This window comes from Dyella ginsengisoli, assembly GCF_044904665.1.
GTDB classification, from domain to species: domain Bacteria; phylum Pseudomonadota; class Gammaproteobacteria; order Xanthomonadales; family Rhodanobacteraceae; genus Dyella_A; species Dyella_A ginsengisoli.
In genome coordinates, this window is the sequence record NZ_JADIKM010000003.1 from 442,994 (window position 1) to 460,204 (window position 17,211).

Consider the following 17,211-nt stretch of genomic DNA (forward strand, 5'->3'; position numbering starts at 1 on the left):
TCACCAGGCTGTTTTTCCCGGGCTCTGCGTCTGGATTCAGGCGCAGGGCCCTGTGTTATTCTCGGGTCGAAAACCGAGTTACAGGCAGGATCACAAGCATGAGCGACGAGCGGCAGGGGCGTTCCACCGACAGCGGCAAGATTCTCTACTGCTCCTTCTGCGGCAAGAGCCAGCATGAAGTGCGCAAGCTGATCGCGGGCCCTTCCGTGTTCATTTGCGACGAATGTGTCGAGCTCTGCAACGACATCATCCGCGAAGAGCTGGAAGAGAAGGCGGCCTCCGGCCGCACGCAGCTGCCGAAGCCCCGCGAAATCATGGAAACGCTGGACCAGTACGTGGTCGGGCAGACGCGCGCGAAGAAGTCGCTGGCCGTTGCGGTCTACAACCACTACAAGCGGATGGAGTCGCGCCAGAAGAGCGACGAGATCGAACTGGGCAAGTCCAACATCCTGCTGATCGGGCCGACCGGCTCGGGCAAGACCCTCTTGGCCGAGACGCTGGCACGGCTGCTGAACGTGCCTTTCACGATCGCCGATGCAACCACGCTCACCGAGGCGGGTTACGTGGGCGAGGATGTCGAGAACATCATCCAGAAGCTCCTGCAGAAGTGTGATTACGACGTCGAGAAGGCGCAGTCGGGCATCGTCTACATCGACGAAATCGACAAGATCTCACGCAAGAGCGAGAACCCGTCCATTACCCGCGATGTGTCGGGAGAAGGTGTGCAGCAGGCGCTGCTCAAGCTGATCGAGGGCACGCTGGCCTCGGTGCCGCCACAGGGCGGGCGCAAGCATCCCCAGCAGGAATTCCTGCAGGTCGACACGAAGAACATCCTGTTCATCTGCGGCGGTGCCTTTGCCGGTCTGGAGAAGGTGATTCAGCAACGCTCTGAAACCACGGGCATCGGATTCTCTGCCGAGGTTCGTTCCAAGGAGCGCACCACCAACTTGGGCAAGGTGCTGGCTGATGTCGAGCCGGCCGATCTGGTGCGCTTCGGACTGATTCCGGAATTCGTGGGCCGCCTGCCGGTGGTGGCGACGCTCGATGAGCTGGACGAAGCGGCCCTGGTGAAGATTCTTACCGAACCCAAGAACGCGGTGACCAAGCAGTTCCGCAAGCTGTTCGAGATGGAAGGTGCCGAACTGGAGTTCCGCCCCGAGGCCCTGCAGGCCATCGCGCGCAAGGCGCTCAAGCGCAAGACGGGCGCGCGCGGCTTGCGCACTATTCTGGAGCAGGTGCTGCTCGATACCATGTATGAGCTGCCGTCGCTGGAGCACGTCAGCAAGGTAGTGGTTGATGATGCTGTCATCGAAGGTCAGGCTGAGCCTTACCTCATCTATCGCGGCAATCTGCAGCAGCGAGCGGTGGGCGAGGGCGGTGGCGCTGCCTGAGTAACGCTGGATGCTTGATGCGAGAGCCCGGCCCGTGCCGGGCTTTTTCTTTTTCCAATGCCTGTCACGGACTTGCGCGGACGGCTCGATGCCTCCACTTGACGAGATAGTGGCCCCGGCGCAGTGTCGGGGGCAGGCCTGACTCGAGAAATCTCCATGGCAAAGAACGCCTCTTCAACCACCGTGTCCACCGGAACGCCGGCGTCGCTCGATGCGCTGCCGGTGCTGCCGTTACGCGACGTGGTGGTCTATCCCCACATGGTGATCCCACTGTTTGTCGGTCGCGACAAATCCATGCGCGCCCTGGAGCGCGCGATGGAAGGCGAGCGCCAGATCCTGCTGGTTGCCCAGAAGAGTCCCGACATTGACGATCCGGAGATCGCCGACCTGCACCAGGTCGGCACCCTCGCCGGTGTGTTGCAGCTGCTGAAGCTGCCCGACGGCACCGTCAAGGTGCTGGTGGAGGGGCAGGCTCGCGTGGCCATCGAAGATTACCAGGACGACGGCGGCATGCTCACCGCCCGCTCGCACGTCATCGAGCCGGTCTACAGCTCGAAGGAACGGGAGCTCGACGTGGTATCCCGCACCTTGACCTCGCTGTTCGAGCAACTGGTGAAGCAGAGCCGCAAGTTGCCGCCGGAGGTGCTCGCGACGCTGTCGGGAATCGAGGATCCCTCGCGCCTGGCGGACTCGATTGCTGCCCATCTCTCAGTGCGCATGGCCGACAAGCAGAAGGTGCTGGAAACGGCCGACGTCGGGCAGCGTCTTGAGCTGCTGATCGGTCTGGTGGATGGCGAGATGGATCTGCAGCAGGTGGAAAAGCGCATCCGCGGTCGAGTGAAGTCGCAGATGGAGAAGAGCCAGCGCGAGTACTACCTGAACGAGCAGATGAAGGCGATTCAGAAGGAGTTGGGAGAGGGGGAAGAGGGACCCAACGAAGTCGAGGAGTTGCAGCGCAAGATCGAAGGGGCCGGGATGCCCAAGGCGGTTCTTGCCAAGGCTCGCCAGGAATTCAACAAGCTCAAGCAGATGTCGCCGATGTCCGCCGAGGCGACCGTCGTGCGCAACTATCTCGACTGGCTGGTTGGCGTGCCGTGGAAGAAGCGTTCCAAGGTCCGCAAGGATCTCCAGCTCGCGCAGGAGGTGCTGGACGCCGATCACTTTGGCTTGGAGAAGGTCAAGGAACGCATCCTGGAGTACCTCGCCGTGCAGCAGCGTGTGAACACCATGAAGGGGCCGATCCTCTGCCTGGTGGGACCGCCGGGCGTGGGCAAGACCTCGCTGGGTCAATCCATCGCCAAGGCGACCAACCGGAAGTTCGTGCGCATGAGTCTTGGCGGCGTGCGTGACGAGGCGGAAATCCGCGGTCATCGCCGTACCTACATCGGCTCGATGCCGGGACGCATCGTGCAGAACTTGAACAAGGTCGGCGCCAAGAACCCGCTGTTCGTGCTGGACGAGATCGACAAGATGTCGATGGATTTCCGCGGCGATCCGTCTTCGGCGCTGCTGGAAGTACTCGACCCAGAGCAAAATCACACCTTCAACGATCACTACCTGGAAGTCGATCTGGACCTCTCCGAGGTGATGTGGATCGCCACCGCCAACTCGCTGAACATTCCGGGGCCGCTGCTGGATCGCATGGAGGTCATCCGCATCCCCGGTTACACGGAGGATGAGAAGCTGGCGATTGCCCAGCGCTATCTGCTGCCCAAGCAGCTCAAGGCCAACGGCCTGAAGTCGGAGGAGTTGAGCGTCGACGCGGCCGCGGTGCGGGACATCGTGCGCTTCTATACGCGCGAGTCCGGTGTGCGTAACCTCGAGCGCGAGATTTCCAAAATCTGCCGCAAGGTGGTGAAGGAGTTGACGCTTGGCGAGGTCAAGGCGACGGGCAAGGCTGCCACCGGCGCGAAGATCAAGCCGACCAAGGCCAAGGCGAAAAAGGCGCCGTCCGGCATCGCCGTGACGAGCGATAACCTGGAGCATTACCTGGGCGTACGCCGCTTCGACTTCGGCCGAAAGGAGTTGCAGAACGAAGTCGGTCTCGTCACCGGCCTGGCCTGGACTCAGGTTGGCGGAGATCTTCTCAGCATCGAGGCATCGGTGGTGCCGGGCAAGGGCAAGTTGGTGCATACCGGCCAGCTGGGCGATGTCATGAAGGAGTCCATCCAGGCGGCACTGTCCGTGGTGCGTGCCCGCGCCGAGGCGTTGGGCATTGATCCGGAGTTCTATCAGAAGCTCGACATGCACATCCACGTGCCTGAGGGAGCCACGCCGAAGGATGGGCCCAGTGCAGGCATCGCAATGTGCACGGCATTGGTGTCGGTGCTGACGCGCGTCCCGGTTCGCTCCGAAGTCGCGATGACCGGCGAGATCACCTTGCGCGGTCGCGTGCTGCCGATCGGCGGATTGAAGGAGAAGCTGCTCGCGGCGCACCGTGGCGGCATCACCACGGTGATCATTCCGGAGGAGAATAAAAAGGATCTGGCGGATATGCCGGCCAACATCACCAGCTCGCTCGACATCCACCCGGTGCGCTGGATCGATGAGGTTCTCGACATTGCGCTGGAGCGACCGCTGCAGCCGGTAGCCTCGCCGGGTGGCGACCTCACCAAGGTGGACGTCAAGTCGGAAGATCCTGCGGGGAGCCCTTCCCGTACCCACTGATCTGCACACCACCTGCTTTATGCAAAACGCCCGGCTGGTCCGGGCGTTTTTTCATTTGCTGCAGATGCAAAATGGCTGTCTTTCCGGCGGCATTTGGGTCGCGTCTGTCAAGCATCGGAAGGGGTGTCGGCGAACATCGCGATATAGCCCGAAAGCCTTGCTGTAACTTGTATTGCGGATTCGCGCGAGCCACTGGTATAAAGGCGTACCGCAATCCCCGCGCCTTCGTTTTTGCGCAGTGATGCGGGGTAGCGGACGGCGCCTAGCGGAGCCAATCATCCATGTCGGCGTCGTCTCAGTCCCAACTGACCACGCGGGCCGCAAACCGTTTAAGGGAGTGTCTCAATGAATAAAACCGATCTGATCAATGCGATTGCCGACAAGGCCGAGCTGACCAAGGCCGACGCCGGTCGCGCCCTCGAGGCGTTCTTCGAAACCGTCCAGAAGGCGCTCAAGAAGGGTGACGATGTGTCGGTCGTCGGCTTCGGTACCTTCACTGTCCGCAAGCGCGCTGCTCGCACGGGTCGCAACCCGCGCACCAACGAGACGATCAAGATCAAGGCCTCGAAGGTCCCGGCTTTCAAGGCTGGCAAGACCCTGAAGGATGCCCTAAACTAAGCGGCTTGCTGCTTGGTTTCGGGTGCTTAGCTCAGCGGTAGAGCGTCGCCCTTACAAGGCGAGGGTCGTAGGTTCGATCCCTACAGCACCCACCAGAAAAAATGCGGAGCGGTAGTTCAGTTGGTTAGAATGCTGGCCTGTCACGCCGGAGGTCGCGGGTTCGAGTCCCGTCCGCTCCGCCAGAGTTAGCAAGGGCGCCCGCGTGGCGCCCTTGTCATTTACAGCATGCGCATGGCGCACACGTCTAACGTCACCGGGAAAGTCTTCCAATGCTGCAGGCACTGCGTAACAAGATGCACGGATGGCCATCCATCGTCATTCTGGGTATCGCCGTCTTTGCCATGTCGTTCTTCGGCATCGAGTCCTACTTCATGTCACGCAACGACACGTTCGTGGCGAAGGTGGGCAAGCAGGAAATCAGCCAGCAGCAGTTTACGGAGCGCGTGAATCAGCTTCGTCAGCGCGCCAGCGCCGAGCAGGGCGACAGCTTCGATGGCAGCGTGTTCGAGCAGCCGGCGACCAAGCTTCAGATCCTCAATCAGCTGATCGATGAAAAGGTCCTGGCCAAGGCCAACGACGATCTCGGCCTGGTGGTGTCAAACCAGGCGGTGCGCGACTTCATCGCCTCCATACCGTCGTTCCAGCTGGATGGTCACTTCGATCCGACCACCTATCGTACGGTGCTCTCCATGCAGGGCAAGACGCCCGCCATGTTCGAGAGCGAGATCCGCGCGTCGCTCGAGCCGGGATTGATCCCGGACGCGATCACGGCAGGCACGATCGTCACCGACGCCGACCTGGATCGCTACATCAACCTGCGTCTGCAGCGTCGCACTGTTCGTTATGCCCAGCTGCCGCAGCCCAAGGTGGACGACGCACCGGTGACCGACGATCAGGTCGGTGCTTACTACGCGCAGCACAAGGACGAGTTCGTGACGCCGGAGCAGGTGTCGCTGCAATACATCGAAGTCAACGAAGCTGGCCTCAAGGCCGAGGCGCCGCCTACCGACGAGGAGCTGCGCAAGCGTTATGAGGACGAGAAGCAGAAATTCGTGCAACCCGAGCAGCGACTCGTCTCGCACATCCTGATCAACGTGCCCAAGAACGCAACGCCGGATCAGCAGAAAGCCGCATTGGCCAAGGCGCAGAAGATCGCGACAGAAGCCACGCCGGCCGACTTCGCCCAGCTGGCCCAGAAGGATTCGGACGACCTTGGTTCGAAGCGCGCCGGCGGCGATCTCGGCTGGCTGGAGAAGGGTGTGGCCAACGCCGCGTTCGACGACGCGCTGTTCAAGATGCAGAAGGGCCAGATTTCCCAGCCCGTGCTCTCCGACGAGGGTTACCACGTCATCTGGTTGCGCGACGTGCGCAGCGGTGCGGCGAAACCGTTCAACGAGGTCCGCGATGAACTGGCCAAGGAGGCGCAGTCCGGTTCGCGCGAGCGTGCCTTCAACGAACTGGCCGGCAAGCTGACCGACAAGACCTATCAGAGCCCCGCATCGCTCGAACCGGCTGCGCAGGAACTGGGCTTGACGATCAAGTCCACCGAGTTGTTCTCGCGCGCCGGCGGCACGGGCATCGCTGCGGATCCCAAAGTTCTCAAGGCGGCCTTCAGCGAGGACGTGCTGGCGCAGGGCAACAATTCGAACCTGATCGATCTGGACACCGGCCATGCGGTCGTGGTGCGTGTGGACAAGCACCTTCCGGCCGCCACTAAGCCGCTGGCCGAAGTGAAGGATCGCGTGCGGCAGATGGTGATGGCCGAACGTGCGACGGCCGCGGCGAAGAAGCAGGCCGACGCGCTGCTCGATCGCTTGAACAAGGGCGAGACCTTCGATGCAGTAGCCGGCTCGGTCCAGGCGGCAGTGAAGAGCGCCGATGGTGTGGTCCGCACCCAGCCTGGCCTGCCGCCAGAGCTGGAACAAAAGGCGTTCCTCATGCCGCACCCCACCGCTGGCAAGTCGGAGTTTGCCGCCGTGCAGATGGGCGACGGCAGCTATGCGCTGATGGCGCTGGACAAGGTGGAAGGTGCGGACATGAGCAAGATTCGCCCGGAAGACCTCAATATGCTGCGTGGCCAGATGGCCAAGGCCTACGGCACCGAGGCGGCGTTCGAGTTCATCGAGCAGGTGAAGGCGCGGACCGAGATCACGGTCGCCAAGGATCGACTCTGATCTTTGGGTGATTCACTGACGGAAAAAAGAAAAAGCGACCCGCGGGTCGCTTTTTCTTTGGCCTGGCAACCTCGACGTCACGAACGTCGCTCTAGTCCGGCGCCACCAATCTCAGCACTTGTCCGGGATGCACGCGGTTGTCGCGTAGTCCGTTCCAGCGCCTGAGTTGCTTCACCCCGACGCCGGCCCGCTTGGCGATCAGCCACAGACTCTCCCCGGGACGTACCGTGTGTGATGGCGTCTTGCCGGCTGGCACCGGATCGCTCGGAACGGATGTTTCCTCCGACGCACCGGCGTTGCGCATCGCCTGGACGAACTGATCGACCCGATTGTCTGGGAGCATCAGGGTGGGGGCGAGGTTCGGGTCGATGCGATTGTTGAGAAAGGCTGCGTTGTAGTCGCGCAGCGCATCGATCGACATGCCCGCATGCTTTGCCGCGTTCGCCATCGACATGGGATGTTCGATCGGCACGGCGACCAGGTGCTGCTCCTTGGACAGAGTCGGAAGCCGGACCTGGAAGCGGTCAGGCTCGCGAATCACGCAGGCAATCGCCAGCAGCTTGATCAGGTGTTCGCGGGTAACGTTCTTGACCGGCAGCTTGGGTATTACCGGCTGTTCCGGAGGAGCGCCGTGCCGGGCAACCAGCTTGCGCACGGCGTATTCGCCCGCGTTGTAGGCGTAGTCGGTCAGGCGCCAGTCCTGGAGCTGGTCCTGATATCGCCGGAGCATCGTCATCACCGCCTCGGTGGCGGCAGCCACATCCATGCGGCCGTCGAAATGCCGGTTCACCCGCAGTCCAAGCGATCCGGCGGTGGCGGGCACGATCTGCCACATGCCGGCCGGTTGGCGTCCGCGTCCCTGCACTGGCAGGTAGCGACTCTCCACCCAGGGTAGCAGCACGAATTCGCCGGCCACCCGGTGCTTCTCTGCGATGTTCTGGATGAAGCGCAGGCGCGGCAGGGACTGTGCCAGCCGCTGTTCGAAGCGGCGTGGGTTGGCCGTGAAGCGATGTGCCCAGGCTTGCACTGCCGGATCGCTGTCGCAGTCCGCCATGGCGAAGCTGGCACGCAGTCGACTCCACGGTTCGCTGGTTGGCGTGCCGGCTGACTCGGGCTCTTCGGCAGTTGTGGCGGGTGGCGGGGCCGCTGAAGTGGTCGAGCTCTGGCCCGGCGTGACGGGGCGTGGTGCCGGCGAAGGTTTCGGCGATGGCGTCGTCGCGCAGGCGGCGAGCAATGCGGCCAGCAATGGCGCCAGCGGTCGAACGAGCAATGCACGGGAGCGAGTCATCCGCGAAACTGGTCCTTGGCCGCTCGCAGTGCCGCAAATCGCGCAACGCGGTCATCGGCAACGATGCCTCGCGCCCTTGCCCATGCCACGAGCGCAGGTTGATCGGTGCGCAGGAACGGATTGGTCGCCCGCTCGTCTTCCAATGAAATAGGTACCGTCGGTTGTCCTTGCTCGCGCAGCCGCGCGACCTCGTGCAGTCGCACCGACAGCGCCGCATTGTTGGCATCGACGGCCGCGGCGAAGCGGCCATTCGCTGCGGTGTACTCATGCGCGCAGCAGATCAGTGTCGTGGCGGGCAGGCTGGCCAGTCGATCGAACGAAGCGAGCATCTGCGCTGGCGTACCCTCGAAGAGGCGCCCGCAGCCGAGGCTGAAAAGCGTGTCGCCGCAAAACAGGTAGCCCTCGCCGGCGTAGGCGACGTGGCTGAGCGTATGACCAGGCACGGCCATCACCTGGAAATGCGCGGCGGGCGCCGTCAGCATGACGGTCTCACCATCGCTGACCCTGATATCGCACTCGCCGATGCGTGGATCGTTGGGGGCGTACACGGTCGCGCCGTGTCGTTCGCGCAAGTCCGCTGCGCCGCCGATGTGGTCGTGATGGTGATGGGTAAGGAGGATGGCGCGAAGTTGCAGTCGGCGCTCGATCAGCGCCCGCTCCACCGGTTCGCTCTCGCCGGGGTCCACCACCAGCGCATTGCCGGCATCATCGTGCAACAGCCAGATGTAGTTGTCGGCCAGGGCCGGTAGCGCAAGCAGATGCACGTCCGTCTCCACATGGTGATGCACGGCCACCAGACTCCGGCTTGGTGCATCGGGCCGCCGACTATAACCGCCGGTTTCGGGCTGCTCGTTAGTGGAGTGTTAACCCGGTCGGGCGCCAGACGGCTGCCTGCAGGTGGCGTCAACGGCTACACTCTGGCGGCCCACGATCGGATGTATCGCATGTCCGCAGCCTGTCCCGACATCTATGCCAGCGCGCCCCTTCGGCAACTGCTGGCGGACGAAGCGCGCGACCTGCTGCCGGAGCTGCAACGCTGCACCGGTGATCACGGGCTGCTGGTATCGGCCGCCATGCAGGACCAGCCACCGGCACTTCCCATGCTGTCGTGCTGGACGCATCTGAAGCTGGCGGGTGATCTGTATGCGGGCGATCTGCGCGGTCGGACCGACGAGCCTCTGCCGTTCGTCGACGATGCCTTCGAGCTGGTGATCCTGCGTCATGCGCTGGAGACGGCGGCGCTGCCGCAACCGTTGCTGGAGGAGGGCATACGCGTGCTCTCACCCGGAGGGCTGCTGGTGTTGAGCGGCGTGCATCCGCTCAGCCTGTGGACACCGTGGATGGCATGGCATGGTCGCCAGCAGTCGCTGCGCCTGCACATGCCGTTGCAGGTTGGCGAATGGCTGCGCCGCAGTGCCATGCAGGTGGAGTGCGTGCGACGGGTCGGCCACGCGTGGCCGGGCGGTGCGGGGGCGTCGTTGCTGTCCGAAGCGATCGGGGGAGGTTACGTGCTGCTGGCACGCAAGCGCCGCCAGGCCGTGACGCCGATCCGGCTGGTGCCGCGCCCGCTGCGCGCTCCTGCCGATGCCGGGCTCGCTCCCGGCGCACGACGCAACTCGGCCTGATTGGCCGGCATGAACGAGGATCAACGTTGACCGAAGTGGAAGCTTTTACCGATGGCGCCTGTCTGGGCAATCCCGGACCCGGCGGCTGGGCCGCGCTGCTGCGCTCCAGGGGCACCGAGCGCATGCTGGCCGGCGGCGAACCAGATACCACCAACAACCGCATGGAGCTGATGGCCGCGATCGCGGCACTTGAAGCACTGAAGCGTCCCTGCAAGGTCCATCTCACCACCGACTCGCGCTACGTGATGCAGGGCATCGAGGAATGGGTGCCCAAGTGGCGCGCCAACGGATGGCGTACGGCCGATCGCAAGCCGGTGAAGAATCAGGATCTGTGGCAGCGCCTGTCGGAGGCGACCGCGCCGCACGCGGTCCGCTGGCAGTGGGTGCGTGGACATAACGGGCACGTAGAGAACGAGCGTGTCGACGTGGCGGCCCGCGAACAGGCCGAGCAATACCGGAGCAAGGCATGAGGCAGATCGTTCTCGATACCGAAACCACCGGCCTGGAAGTACGCCAGGGGCACCGGCTGATCGAAATCGCCTGTCTGGAAATGGTGGAGCGGCGGCTGACCGGTCGACGCTACCAGACCTATCTCAATCCGGATCGCGCTATCGACGAGGGTGCTCGCCAGGTCACCGGGATCGAGGACGATTTCCTGCTCGACAAGCCGCGTTTCGCCGACGTCGCAGACGATTTCCTTGCCTTCATCGACGGCGCCGAACTGATCATTCACAACGCGGCGTTCGACCTCGGTTTTCTCAATGCCGAGCTGGCGCGCCTGCCCGAACCGCCGGGCACGATCCAGCAGCGCTGCAGCGTGCTCGACACGCTGGCGATGGCGCGCGAACGGTATCCCGGCCAGCGCAACAGCCTCGATGCGTTGTGCAAGCGCCTGGGCGTGGACAACTCCGCGCGCGAGCTGCACGGCGGGTTGATCGACTGCCACCTGCTGGCGGACGTCTATATCGCGATGACCTCGGGGCAGGTCGCGCTCGACCTGGGCTTCGACAAGCCGGGAGAGGAAGAGCGGGCCGCCATCATCGTCCCGGTCGAACTGCTGCGCCGTCCGCGCGTGCTGCGCGCCGACGCTGACGAACTGGCAGCCCACGAAAAGCGGCTCGATGCTCTGGACAAGAGCGCGGGAGGCACCAGCCTGTGGCGGCGAGAATCGTCTTCGGTTGCGTGACCGCGCTCTAGGTAAGTCGCACGAGGATCACGGTGAGGTTGTCGTTGCCGCTGGCTTCCAGCCCGTCGAGCAGCAGGTGGTCGGCACATTCCTGGGCGGCCAGGTCGGTTCGCTGAGCCGTGCGGGCAAGGGCGGCATCATCCAGCCCCTCGGTCAGCCCGTCGGTGCACAACAGGAAACCGGTCCCGGCCCGGCAGGCGCCGCGCGCCACGCCGACGTGGATCTGCTCGGCCGTGGTGATCCCCAGCGCCTGGGTCAGCACGTTGCGCTGGGGATGGCGTGCGGCCAGTTCCGGATCGAGCCGGCCGGCGTTGATCAGTTCCTGCACCAAGGAATGATCGTGACTGACCTGACGGAAATCCTCGCCGAAGGCATAGATGCGACTATCGCCGACCCATGCCAGTTCGTAGGCTTCATCGCGAATGCGCAGTGCAGCCAGCGTGGTGCCCATCGGCAGCGCATCGCGGCTCTTGCGGGCGTGTGCCTCGAGCCGGCCAGCCGCGGTGCGCACGGCATCGAGCAAGCTCGCGCCGAGCCGCACCTCCTCCACCACCACATCGCGCGCCAGCGCCGACGCCACTTCCCCATGCTGGTGCCCACCCATGCCGTCTGCGACCAGGAACAGGCCCAGTGCGGGATCGGCGTAATAGGTGTCCTCATTGCGCGTGCGGCGCAGTCCGACGTGGGTTCCGTGTCCGAATTCGATCATGGGAGTGGGGTTGCCGGCGAATCACGGCAGCATGCCGGATGCAGCACCCAGTTGTCACGGCTCGCGGGCATGCGTATGATTACCGGCTCGCGCGGACCACCGTGTGACCCCTTTGGAGAGGTGGCAGAGTGGTCGAATGTACCTGACTCGAAATCAGGCGTACGTGTAAGCGTACCGTGGGTTCGAATCCCACCCTCTCCGCCAGACGACAAAGGCCTCGCAGCAATGCGAGGCCTTTTTCTTGGGCGTTCACCGGGAGATTTGCCTAGGCGCTGAGTCTCGGTGGGCTGGCGTGCTCAGGCGACTCCAGGCTGCACGCGAACGTCTCGGTGCCACCATTGCGGTGACTGAGCTGGATCAGTCGATCGATCACGGCGATCTGCTGCGGGGTGCCAAGCGGGGCGGTCAGTGCGGGGGAAACCAGGGCTACGAGGCGCGCCAGCAGTTCGGCGTCGCTGATGTCGTGGCCCATGCTGAGCTCAGCGACCAATTCGCCCATGTCGTCGGCGGCAAGCACACCCGATAACGACTTGAGCGCGAAATGCAGGCGCAGGCCCAGTTCGCTGCGCGGCAACTGCGGCAGCGCGCGCGCAAATGCCTCGAAGAAGCGGCCGAAGATCGGGCGGTAGTGCTGCTGCAGATGGTCACGGATGAAGGGCGAGGCGTCGCTGTAGACGCGGCCGAGCAGGCGCAGGAAAGCCGGGCCGCCGGCCGGGTCGCGCCCCAGCTGCAGGGCCGGCACGAACAGCACGCCGAGAATGGCCACGCAGTCCGGCACGCTGTCGCCGGCTTCGCAGGCGTCAAGCAGGCGCAGGCGCTCTTCGTTGAGGCGATCGAGCCGATGCGAGAGCAGCTCCTTGAGCATCGCGTCCTTGCTGCCGAAGTGATAATTCACCGCGGCGAGATTGGCCCCCGCACGGGCGGTCACCTGGCGTAATGAGAGCGCCTCGTAACCGCGTTCGATAAACAGCAGCTCTGCTGCCTGCAGCAGACGGCTGCGGGTGTCGGCGGCCTGTGCTCCCCCAGTGGTGCTGCGCATCGCCCTGTTCCTGATAAACGCCGCTGACAAAGGCCGACTGACAAGTGCGAGCCGATGATCGCGTAGTGACCGGGCGGCCTCGCCGCCCGATGGACACTTCAAACACCCGTATGAAGCTAGTGGTGATGCCGGATGCCGGCAAGCTGCACTGCACGACGGCGATGCGCACACACGAAAAAGCGGGGTTGCCCCCGCCTTCTCGCTATCGCTGGATCTCGTATGCCGAGCGCGCTCAGCCGGCCTTCTTCTTGGCCAGCCGCAGCCAGGTGTCGACCACAGTGTCGGGGTTGAGCGACACCGACTCAATGCCCTGATCCATCAGCCATTCGGCCAAGTCCGGGTGATCGCTCGGGCCCTGGCCGCAGATGCCGATGTACTTGCCCTTGGCGCGGGCGGTCTGGATGGCCATGGCCAGCAGCTTCTTCACAGCCGGGTCGCGCTCGTCGAACAGGCTGGCGACGATCGATGAATCGCGGTCCAGGCCCAGCGTGAGCTGGGTCAGGTCGTTGGAGCCAATCGAGAAGCCGTCGAAGATATCGAGGAACTCGTCGGCCAGCAGGGCGTTGGAAGGCACTTCGCACATCATGATGACCTTGAGCCCGTGCTCGCCCTGCTTGAGGCCGTTGGCGGCGAGCACGTCGATCACCTTGCGGCCCTCGCCCAGAGTGCGCACGAACGGGATCATCACCCACACGTTGTCCAGGCCCATCACCTCACGCACGTGCTTGACCGCGCGGCACTCAAGCGCGAACGCCTCGGCGAAGCTCGGATCGACGTAGCGGCTGGCGCCGCGGAAGCCGATCATCGGGTTCTCTTCGTGCGGCTCGTAGCGGGAGCCGCCGATGAGGCCGGCATACTCGTTCGACTTGAAGTCGGACAGGCGCACGATCACCGGCTTCGGATACACCGACGCGGCGATGGTGGCGATGCCTTCGCCCAGGCGGTCGACGTAGAACGAAACCGGGTCGGCATAGCCGGCCATGCGCTCGTCGATCCTGGCCTTGGTCTCGGCGTCCTGCTTGGCGTACTCCAGCAGTGCCTTGGGATGCACGCCGATATGGCTAGCGATGATCATCTCCAGCCGGGCCAGGCCGATGCCGGCATTGGGTAGCATGCCGAAGTCGAAGGCACGCTCGGGATTGGCCACGTTCATCATGATCTTCAGCGGCGCTTCGGGCATGGCGCCGAGATCGGCGGTGATGCGCTCGAACGACAGCTTGCCTTCGTAGATCATGCCGGTGTCGCCTTCGGCACAGGACACCGTGACCTCCGCGCCATCGGGAATCGACTGCAGGCCGTTGCCGGTGCCCACCACCGCCGGCACGCCCAGCTCGCGGGCGATGATCGCCGCGTGGCAGGTGCGGCCGCCGCGGTTGGTGACGATAGCGGCAGCGCGCTTCATGATCGGCTCCCAGTCGGGGTCGGTCATGTCGGCTACCAGCACGTCGCCGGGCTGGAACTCGTTCATCTGCGCCAGCGACTTCACCACGCGTGCCTTGCCCGCGCCAATCTTCTGGCCGATCGCGCGGCCTTCGGCCAGCACCTTGCCCTTGCCGTGGAGCTGGAAGCGTTCCAGCTGGGTGGCGTGGTCGCGCGATTTCACCGTTTCCGGTCGCGCCTGCACCACGTAGAGCTTGCCGGTGTGGCCGTCCTTCGCCCACTCGATATCCATCGGGCGGCCGTAGTGCTGTTCGATCACCAGCGCCTGCTTGGCCAGCTCTTCCACGTCGGCATCGGTGATGCAGAAGCGGTTGCGGTCGGCAGCCGGGGTCTCCTCGATGCGCACGCGCTCGCCGGGCTTGTCCGAATAGACCATGCGCTGCTGCTTGGCGCCGAGGCTGCGGCGGAGCAGGGCGGGCTTGCCGGCCTTGAGCGTGGGCTTGAACACGTAGAACTCGTCCGGGTTCACTGCGCCCTGCACGACCATCTCGCCCAGACCGTAGGAGCCGGTGACGAACACCACGTCGCGGAAGCCTGACTCGGTGTCCAGCGTGAACAGCACGCCGGAAGCGCCCACGTCCGAGCGCACCATCAGCTGCACGCCGGCGGAGAGGAACACGTCTTCGTGCTTGAAACCCTGGTGCACGCGATAGGCGATGGCGCGATCGTTGTAGAGCGAGGCGAAGACTTCCTTGACCTTGTGCAGCACGTCCTCGATGCCGACCACGTTGAGGAAGGTTTCCTGCTGGCCGGCGAACGAGGCGTCGGGCAGGTCTTCGGCGGTCGCGGACGAGCGCACCGCCACGGCGATGTCGTCGCTGCCGGCATCCCGGCACAGTTTGGCGTAGGCGTCGCGGATGGCCTGGTCCAGCTCGGCCGGCAGCGGAGTCTCGATCACCCACTCGCGGATCTCCTTGCCGGCAGCGACGAGCGCATCGACCTGATCCACGTCCAGGCCGGCCAGTCGCGCCTGGATGCGCTTGGCCACGCCACTCTTGTCCAGATACTGCTGGAAGGCGTCCGCGGTGGTGGCAAAGCCTCCCGGCACCGAGACGCCCAGCTTGCTCAGGTTGCCGATCATCTCGCCCAGCGAGGCGTTCTTGCCGCCGACCTGGCCCAGGTCAGTCATGCGCAGTTGGTCAAGCCAAAGCACCAGATCGTTCAAGGTGGATCTCCTCGGAACACTAGAGTGGGTGAGGCGGTGCGGCTGCCGCAAAAGCGCGCCACATAGAACTGGTATTGTCCGCCGGGATTGGTGCACAGCACAAGAAGACCAATGCAATCCGTTGCCGCGCCACCTGCATACCAGTCAGTCAAAGCTCAAGCCAACAAAGCAAACAGCGCTTGCGCTAAGGTGCCCGAGACACCATCCATCGAGCCGGAACCGATCCATGCAGCGAACCGTTTTTTTCATCTCCGACTCCACTGGTATTACCGCCGAGACGATCGGCAACAGCATCCTGGCGCAGTTCGAAGGGATGGAGTTTGACAAGCATCGCCTGCCGTTCGTGGACGATGCGAAAAAGGCCGAGGCGGCTGCGCTGCGCATCAAGACGCGCTACGCGCAGACCGGCGACCGGCCGATCGTGGTCAACACCATGGCCGACCGCGCCCTGTGCGACATCGTGGCGACCAGCGGCGCGTTGATGCTGGACGTGTTTGCGCCATTCATCGGTCCGCTGGAAGAGGAGCTGGGCGCCAAGCGTTCCGGTGCCGTCAACCGTTCGCACGGCCTGGTGGATTTCGACAAGTACGAGGCGCGCATCAACGCCACCAACTACGCGCTGTCGCACGATGACGGGATCGATGTGGACTACGCGCAAGCGGACCTGATCCTCGTTGGCGTATCCCGCTCGGGCAAGACCCCGACCTGCCTCTACATGGCCTTGCATTACGGAGTGAGTGCCGCCAACTATCCGCTCACGGACGACGACCTGGACAAGCTGGAACTGCCGGTCCGGCTGCGCCCGTACAAGGATCGCCTGTTCGGTCTCACCATCGACCCGCTGCGATTGGCGCAGATCCGCGAGCAGCGGCGCGCCAACAGCCGCTATGCCACCATCGAGCAGTGTCGATGGGAGCTGGCGCAGGCGGACAAGCTGATGCGTCGCGAGGGCATTCCCAACCTCAACACCACGCACGTGTCGATCGAGGAGATCGCCAGCAAGATCTTCGAGCGCTTCGGGATCGAGCGCACCATGTTCTGATCACCGGAGTCGCATGACCGCATGAGTGCCGTACTGGATCGCCGCGCCGCCCTGTTGCCGGGACGTTTCGAGTTCCTGATGGGGCTGTATGCCGAGAACTACCATCGGTTGGTGCGACTGTTCGCGCCGCAGGCGCTGTCGCCGGGTCGCTACATCTCCCGCGTGGACGACGGGCTGGATGTGCATCTGCAGGTGCAGGAGTGCCACCCCTACACGCTCGAGCTTGAACTGACCTATGACCTGGTCGACGAGCAGACCGGCCTGCGCACGCCCTCTGCGCAGTTGCGCGTGTACACCGACGCGCATGTGGCGGAGGCGCTGCACTGCCATCCCGGGCGCCACCTGTGGCAGGTGCTGGGACCGTTTCCGCCCGCACACACGGTGCTGCAGCACCGGCTCCGCATGAATGGCTTCCTGACCCGCTGGCTGGAATATCTGGCCGAGCAGGGGCACTCCGTCGGCACGCTGGAGCGCGACGAGCCGGCTTGATCCTGTTGTTGTCGGGATGCCGGACGGCAGACAACAAAAAACCCGCTCAAGGCGGGCTTTCCGTTAGTGGCGGAGCGGACGGGACTCGAACCCGCGACCTCCGGCGTGACAGGCCAGCATTCTAACCAACTGAACTACCGCTCCACATTTGCTTCCAGCTTCAACGTCGTTCGCGTTGCCGCGAACTGCGGGTTTCCAACTTGGCGTCCCCACGGGGATTCGAACCCCGGTCGCCACCGTGAAAGGGTGATGTCCTAGGCCTCTAGACGATGGGGACGAATTAAGTTGGTGGAGCCAGGCGGGATCGAACCGCCGACCTCCTGCATGCCATGCAGGCGCTCTCCCAGCTGAGCTATGGCCCCGCCGCTGGAAGCCCGA

Annotated in this window: 14 protein-coding genes and 6 tRNA genes; 12 read left to right on the forward strand and 8 right to left on the reverse strand. The window is 64.1% G+C overall.

Translation table 11 applies throughout. The features are described 5' to 3' along the window. Positions 1 to 98: 98 nt before the first annotated feature. The 6 genes from clpX (at position 99) to ISP17_RS12320 (ending at position 6,850) form a co-directional block, all read left to right on the forward strand. On the forward strand, positions 99 to 1,391 hold the full coding sequence (gene clpX / locus ISP17_RS12295; RefSeq protein WP_404633535.1) for an ATP-dependent Clp protease ATP-binding subunit ClpX: 1,293 nt from the start codon (positions 99 to 101) through the stop codon (positions 1,389 to 1,391). A 156-nt stretch (positions 1,392 to 1,547) separates the two neighbouring features. Beyond that, complete coding sequence (lon, locus tag ISP17_RS12300) at positions 1,548 to 4,058, forward strand: endopeptidase La (RefSeq protein ID WP_404633537.1); 2,511 nt, start codon at positions 1,548 to 1,550, stop codon at positions 4,056 to 4,058. A gap of 345 nt (positions 4,059 to 4,403) precedes the next feature. Further along, entirely contained in the window at positions 4,404 to 4,676 is a 273-nt protein-coding gene (locus tag ISP17_RS12305; RefSeq protein WP_017461157.1) for an HU family DNA-binding protein, read from the forward strand. Positions 4,677 to 4,696: 20 nt separating this feature from the next. Beyond that, positions 4,697 to 4,771: transfer RNA gene (locus ISP17_RS12310), tRNA-Val, on the forward strand. Positions 4,772 to 4,781: 10 nt separating this feature from the next. Next, positions 4,782 to 4,858 (forward strand) — tRNA-Asp (locus ISP17_RS12315). 87 nt (positions 4,859 to 4,945) lie between these two features. Then, positions 4,946 to 6,850, forward strand: coding sequence for a SurA N-terminal domain-containing protein (locus ISP17_RS12320; protein WP_404633539.1), 1,905 nt, complete (start codon positions 4,946 to 4,948; stop codon positions 6,848 to 6,850). Between the two features lie 91 nt (positions 6,851 to 6,941). Here ISP17_RS12320 and ISP17_RS12325 read toward each other — a convergent pair whose 3' ends face one another. Continuing rightward, positions 6,942 to 8,138: a LysM peptidoglycan-binding domain-containing protein gene (locus ISP17_RS12325; RefSeq protein ID WP_404633541.1), complete on the reverse strand. Its 1,197-nt coding sequence runs from the start codon at positions 8,136 to 8,138 to the stop codon at positions 6,942 to 6,944. After that, positions 8,135 to 8,902, reverse strand: coding sequence for a hydroxyacylglutathione hydrolase (gene gloB / locus ISP17_RS12330; protein ID WP_404634306.1), 768 nt, complete (start codon positions 8,900 to 8,902; stop codon positions 8,135 to 8,137). The genes ISP17_RS12325 and gloB overlap by 4 nt, the downstream gene beginning before the upstream one ends. A 180-nt stretch (positions 8,903 to 9,082) precedes the next feature. Here gloB and ISP17_RS12335 point away from each other — a divergent pair, with 180 nt between their 5' ends. From ISP17_RS12335 to dnaQ, 3 genes are read left to right on the forward strand one after another with little or no spacing between them, the layout of a single operon-like run. Then, positions 9,083 to 9,763, forward strand: a complete 681-nt coding sequence (locus tag ISP17_RS12335) for a methyltransferase domain-containing protein (protein ID WP_404633543.1) — start codon at positions 9,083 to 9,085, stop codon at positions 9,761 to 9,763. Between the two features lie 26 nt (positions 9,764 to 9,789). Continuing rightward, on the forward strand, positions 9,790 to 10,233 hold the full coding sequence (gene rnhA, locus ISP17_RS12340) for a ribonuclease HI (RefSeq protein ID WP_404633545.1): 444 nt from the start codon (positions 9,790 to 9,792) through the stop codon (positions 10,231 to 10,233). Continuing rightward, positions 10,230 to 10,949 carry a DNA polymerase III subunit epsilon gene (gene dnaQ / locus ISP17_RS12345; RefSeq protein WP_404633547.1) on the forward strand — a complete coding sequence of 240 codons (720 nt, stop codon included), beginning with the start codon at positions 10,230 to 10,232 and terminating at the stop codon, positions 10,947 to 10,949. The genes rnhA and dnaQ overlap by 4 nt, the downstream gene beginning before the upstream one ends. A gap of 7 nt (positions 10,950 to 10,956) precedes the next feature. Here dnaQ and ISP17_RS12350 read toward each other — a convergent pair whose 3' ends face one another. After that, on the reverse strand, positions 10,957 to 11,658 hold the full coding sequence (locus tag ISP17_RS12350) for a PP2C family protein-serine/threonine phosphatase (protein WP_404633549.1): 702 nt from the start codon (positions 11,656 to 11,658) through the stop codon (positions 10,957 to 10,959). Between the two features lie 114 nt (positions 11,659 to 11,772). Between ISP17_RS12350 and ISP17_RS12355 the strand changes: the two genes are divergently transcribed. Further along, positions 11,773 to 11,862, forward strand: a tRNA-Ser gene (locus tag ISP17_RS12355). 61 nt (positions 11,863 to 11,923) lie between these two features. On the opposite strand, the gene ISP17_RS12360 is transcribed toward ISP17_RS12355, so the two are convergent. After that, entirely contained in the window at positions 11,924 to 12,697 is a 774-nt protein-coding gene (locus tag ISP17_RS12360) for a TetR/AcrR family transcriptional regulator (protein ID WP_404633551.1), read from the reverse strand. Positions 12,698 to 12,929: 232 nt separating this feature from the next. After that, positions 12,930 to 15,302, reverse strand: a complete 2,373-nt coding sequence (gene ppsA, locus ISP17_RS12365; RefSeq protein WP_404633553.1) for a phosphoenolpyruvate synthase — start codon at positions 15,300 to 15,302, stop codon at positions 12,930 to 12,932. 226 nt (positions 15,303 to 15,528) lie between these two features. On the opposite strand from ppsA, the gene ppsR reads away from it, so the two are divergent. Beyond that, on the forward strand, positions 15,529 to 16,344 hold the full coding sequence (ppsR, locus tag ISP17_RS12370) for a posphoenolpyruvate synthetase regulatory kinase/phosphorylase PpsR (RefSeq protein ID WP_404633555.1): 816 nt from the start codon (positions 15,529 to 15,531) through the stop codon (positions 16,342 to 16,344). A 21-nt stretch (positions 16,345 to 16,365) separates the two neighbouring features. Next, positions 16,366 to 16,833, forward strand: coding sequence for a DUF1249 domain-containing protein (locus ISP17_RS12375; protein WP_404633557.1), 468 nt, complete (start codon positions 16,366 to 16,368; stop codon positions 16,831 to 16,833). A gap of 67 nt (positions 16,834 to 16,900) precedes the next feature. On the opposite strand, the gene ISP17_RS12380 is transcribed toward ISP17_RS12375, so the two are convergent. The 3 genes from ISP17_RS12380 to ISP17_RS12390 all read right to left on the reverse strand — a co-directional run bounded on the left by ISP17_RS12380 (position 16,901) and on the right by ISP17_RS12390 (position 17,195). Further along, positions 16,901 to 16,977, reverse strand: a tRNA-Asp gene (locus ISP17_RS12380). A gap of 57 nt (positions 16,978 to 17,034) precedes the next feature. Beyond that, a tRNA-Glu gene (locus tag ISP17_RS12385) sits at positions 17,035 to 17,110 on the reverse strand. Positions 17,111 to 17,119: 9 nt separating this feature from the next. After that, a tRNA-Ala gene (locus ISP17_RS12390) sits at positions 17,120 to 17,195 on the reverse strand. Positions 17,196 to 17,211 lie beyond the last annotated feature (16 nt).

Excerpts from the sequence above, each read along its gene's own strand:
- clpX (WP_404633535.1), top strand. The coding sequence starts at position 99 with ATGAGCGACGAGCGGCAGGGGCGTTCCACCGACAGCGGCAAGATTCTC.
- lon (WP_404633537.1), top strand. The coding sequence starts at position 1,548 with ATGGCAAAGAACGCCTCTTCAACCACCGTGTCCACCGGAACGCCGGCG.
- ISP17_RS12305 (WP_017461157.1), top strand. The coding sequence starts at position 4,404 with ATGAATAAAACCGATCTGATCAATGCGATTGCCGACAAGGCCGAGCTG.
- ISP17_RS12320 (WP_404633539.1), top strand. The coding sequence starts at position 4,946 with ATGCTGCAGGCACTGCGTAACAAGATGCACGGATGGCCATCCATCGTC.
- ISP17_RS12325 (WP_404633541.1), bottom strand. The coding sequence starts at position 8,138 with ATGACTCGCTCCCGTGCATTGCTCGTTCGACCGCTGGCGCCATTGCTG.
- ISP17_RS12335 (WP_404633543.1), top strand. The coding sequence starts at position 9,083 with ATGTCCGCAGCCTGTCCCGACATCTATGCCAGCGCGCCCCTTCGGCAA.
- dnaQ (WP_404633547.1), top strand. The coding sequence starts at position 10,230 with ATGAGGCAGATCGTTCTCGATACCGAAACCACCGGCCTGGAAGTACGC.
- ISP17_RS12350 (WP_404633549.1), bottom strand. The coding sequence starts at position 11,658 with ATGATCGAATTCGGACACGGAACCCACGTCGGACTGCGCCGCACGCGC.
- ISP17_RS12360 (WP_404633551.1), bottom strand. The coding sequence starts at position 12,697 with ATGCGCAGCACCACTGGGGGAGCACAGGCCGCCGACACCCGCAGCCGT.
- ppsR (WP_404633555.1), top strand. The coding sequence starts at position 15,529 with ATGCAGCGAACCGTTTTTTTCATCTCCGACTCCACTGGTATTACCGCC.
- ISP17_RS12375 (WP_404633557.1), top strand. The coding sequence starts at position 16,366 with ATGAGTGCCGTACTGGATCGCCGCGCCGCCCTGTTGCCGGGACGTTTC.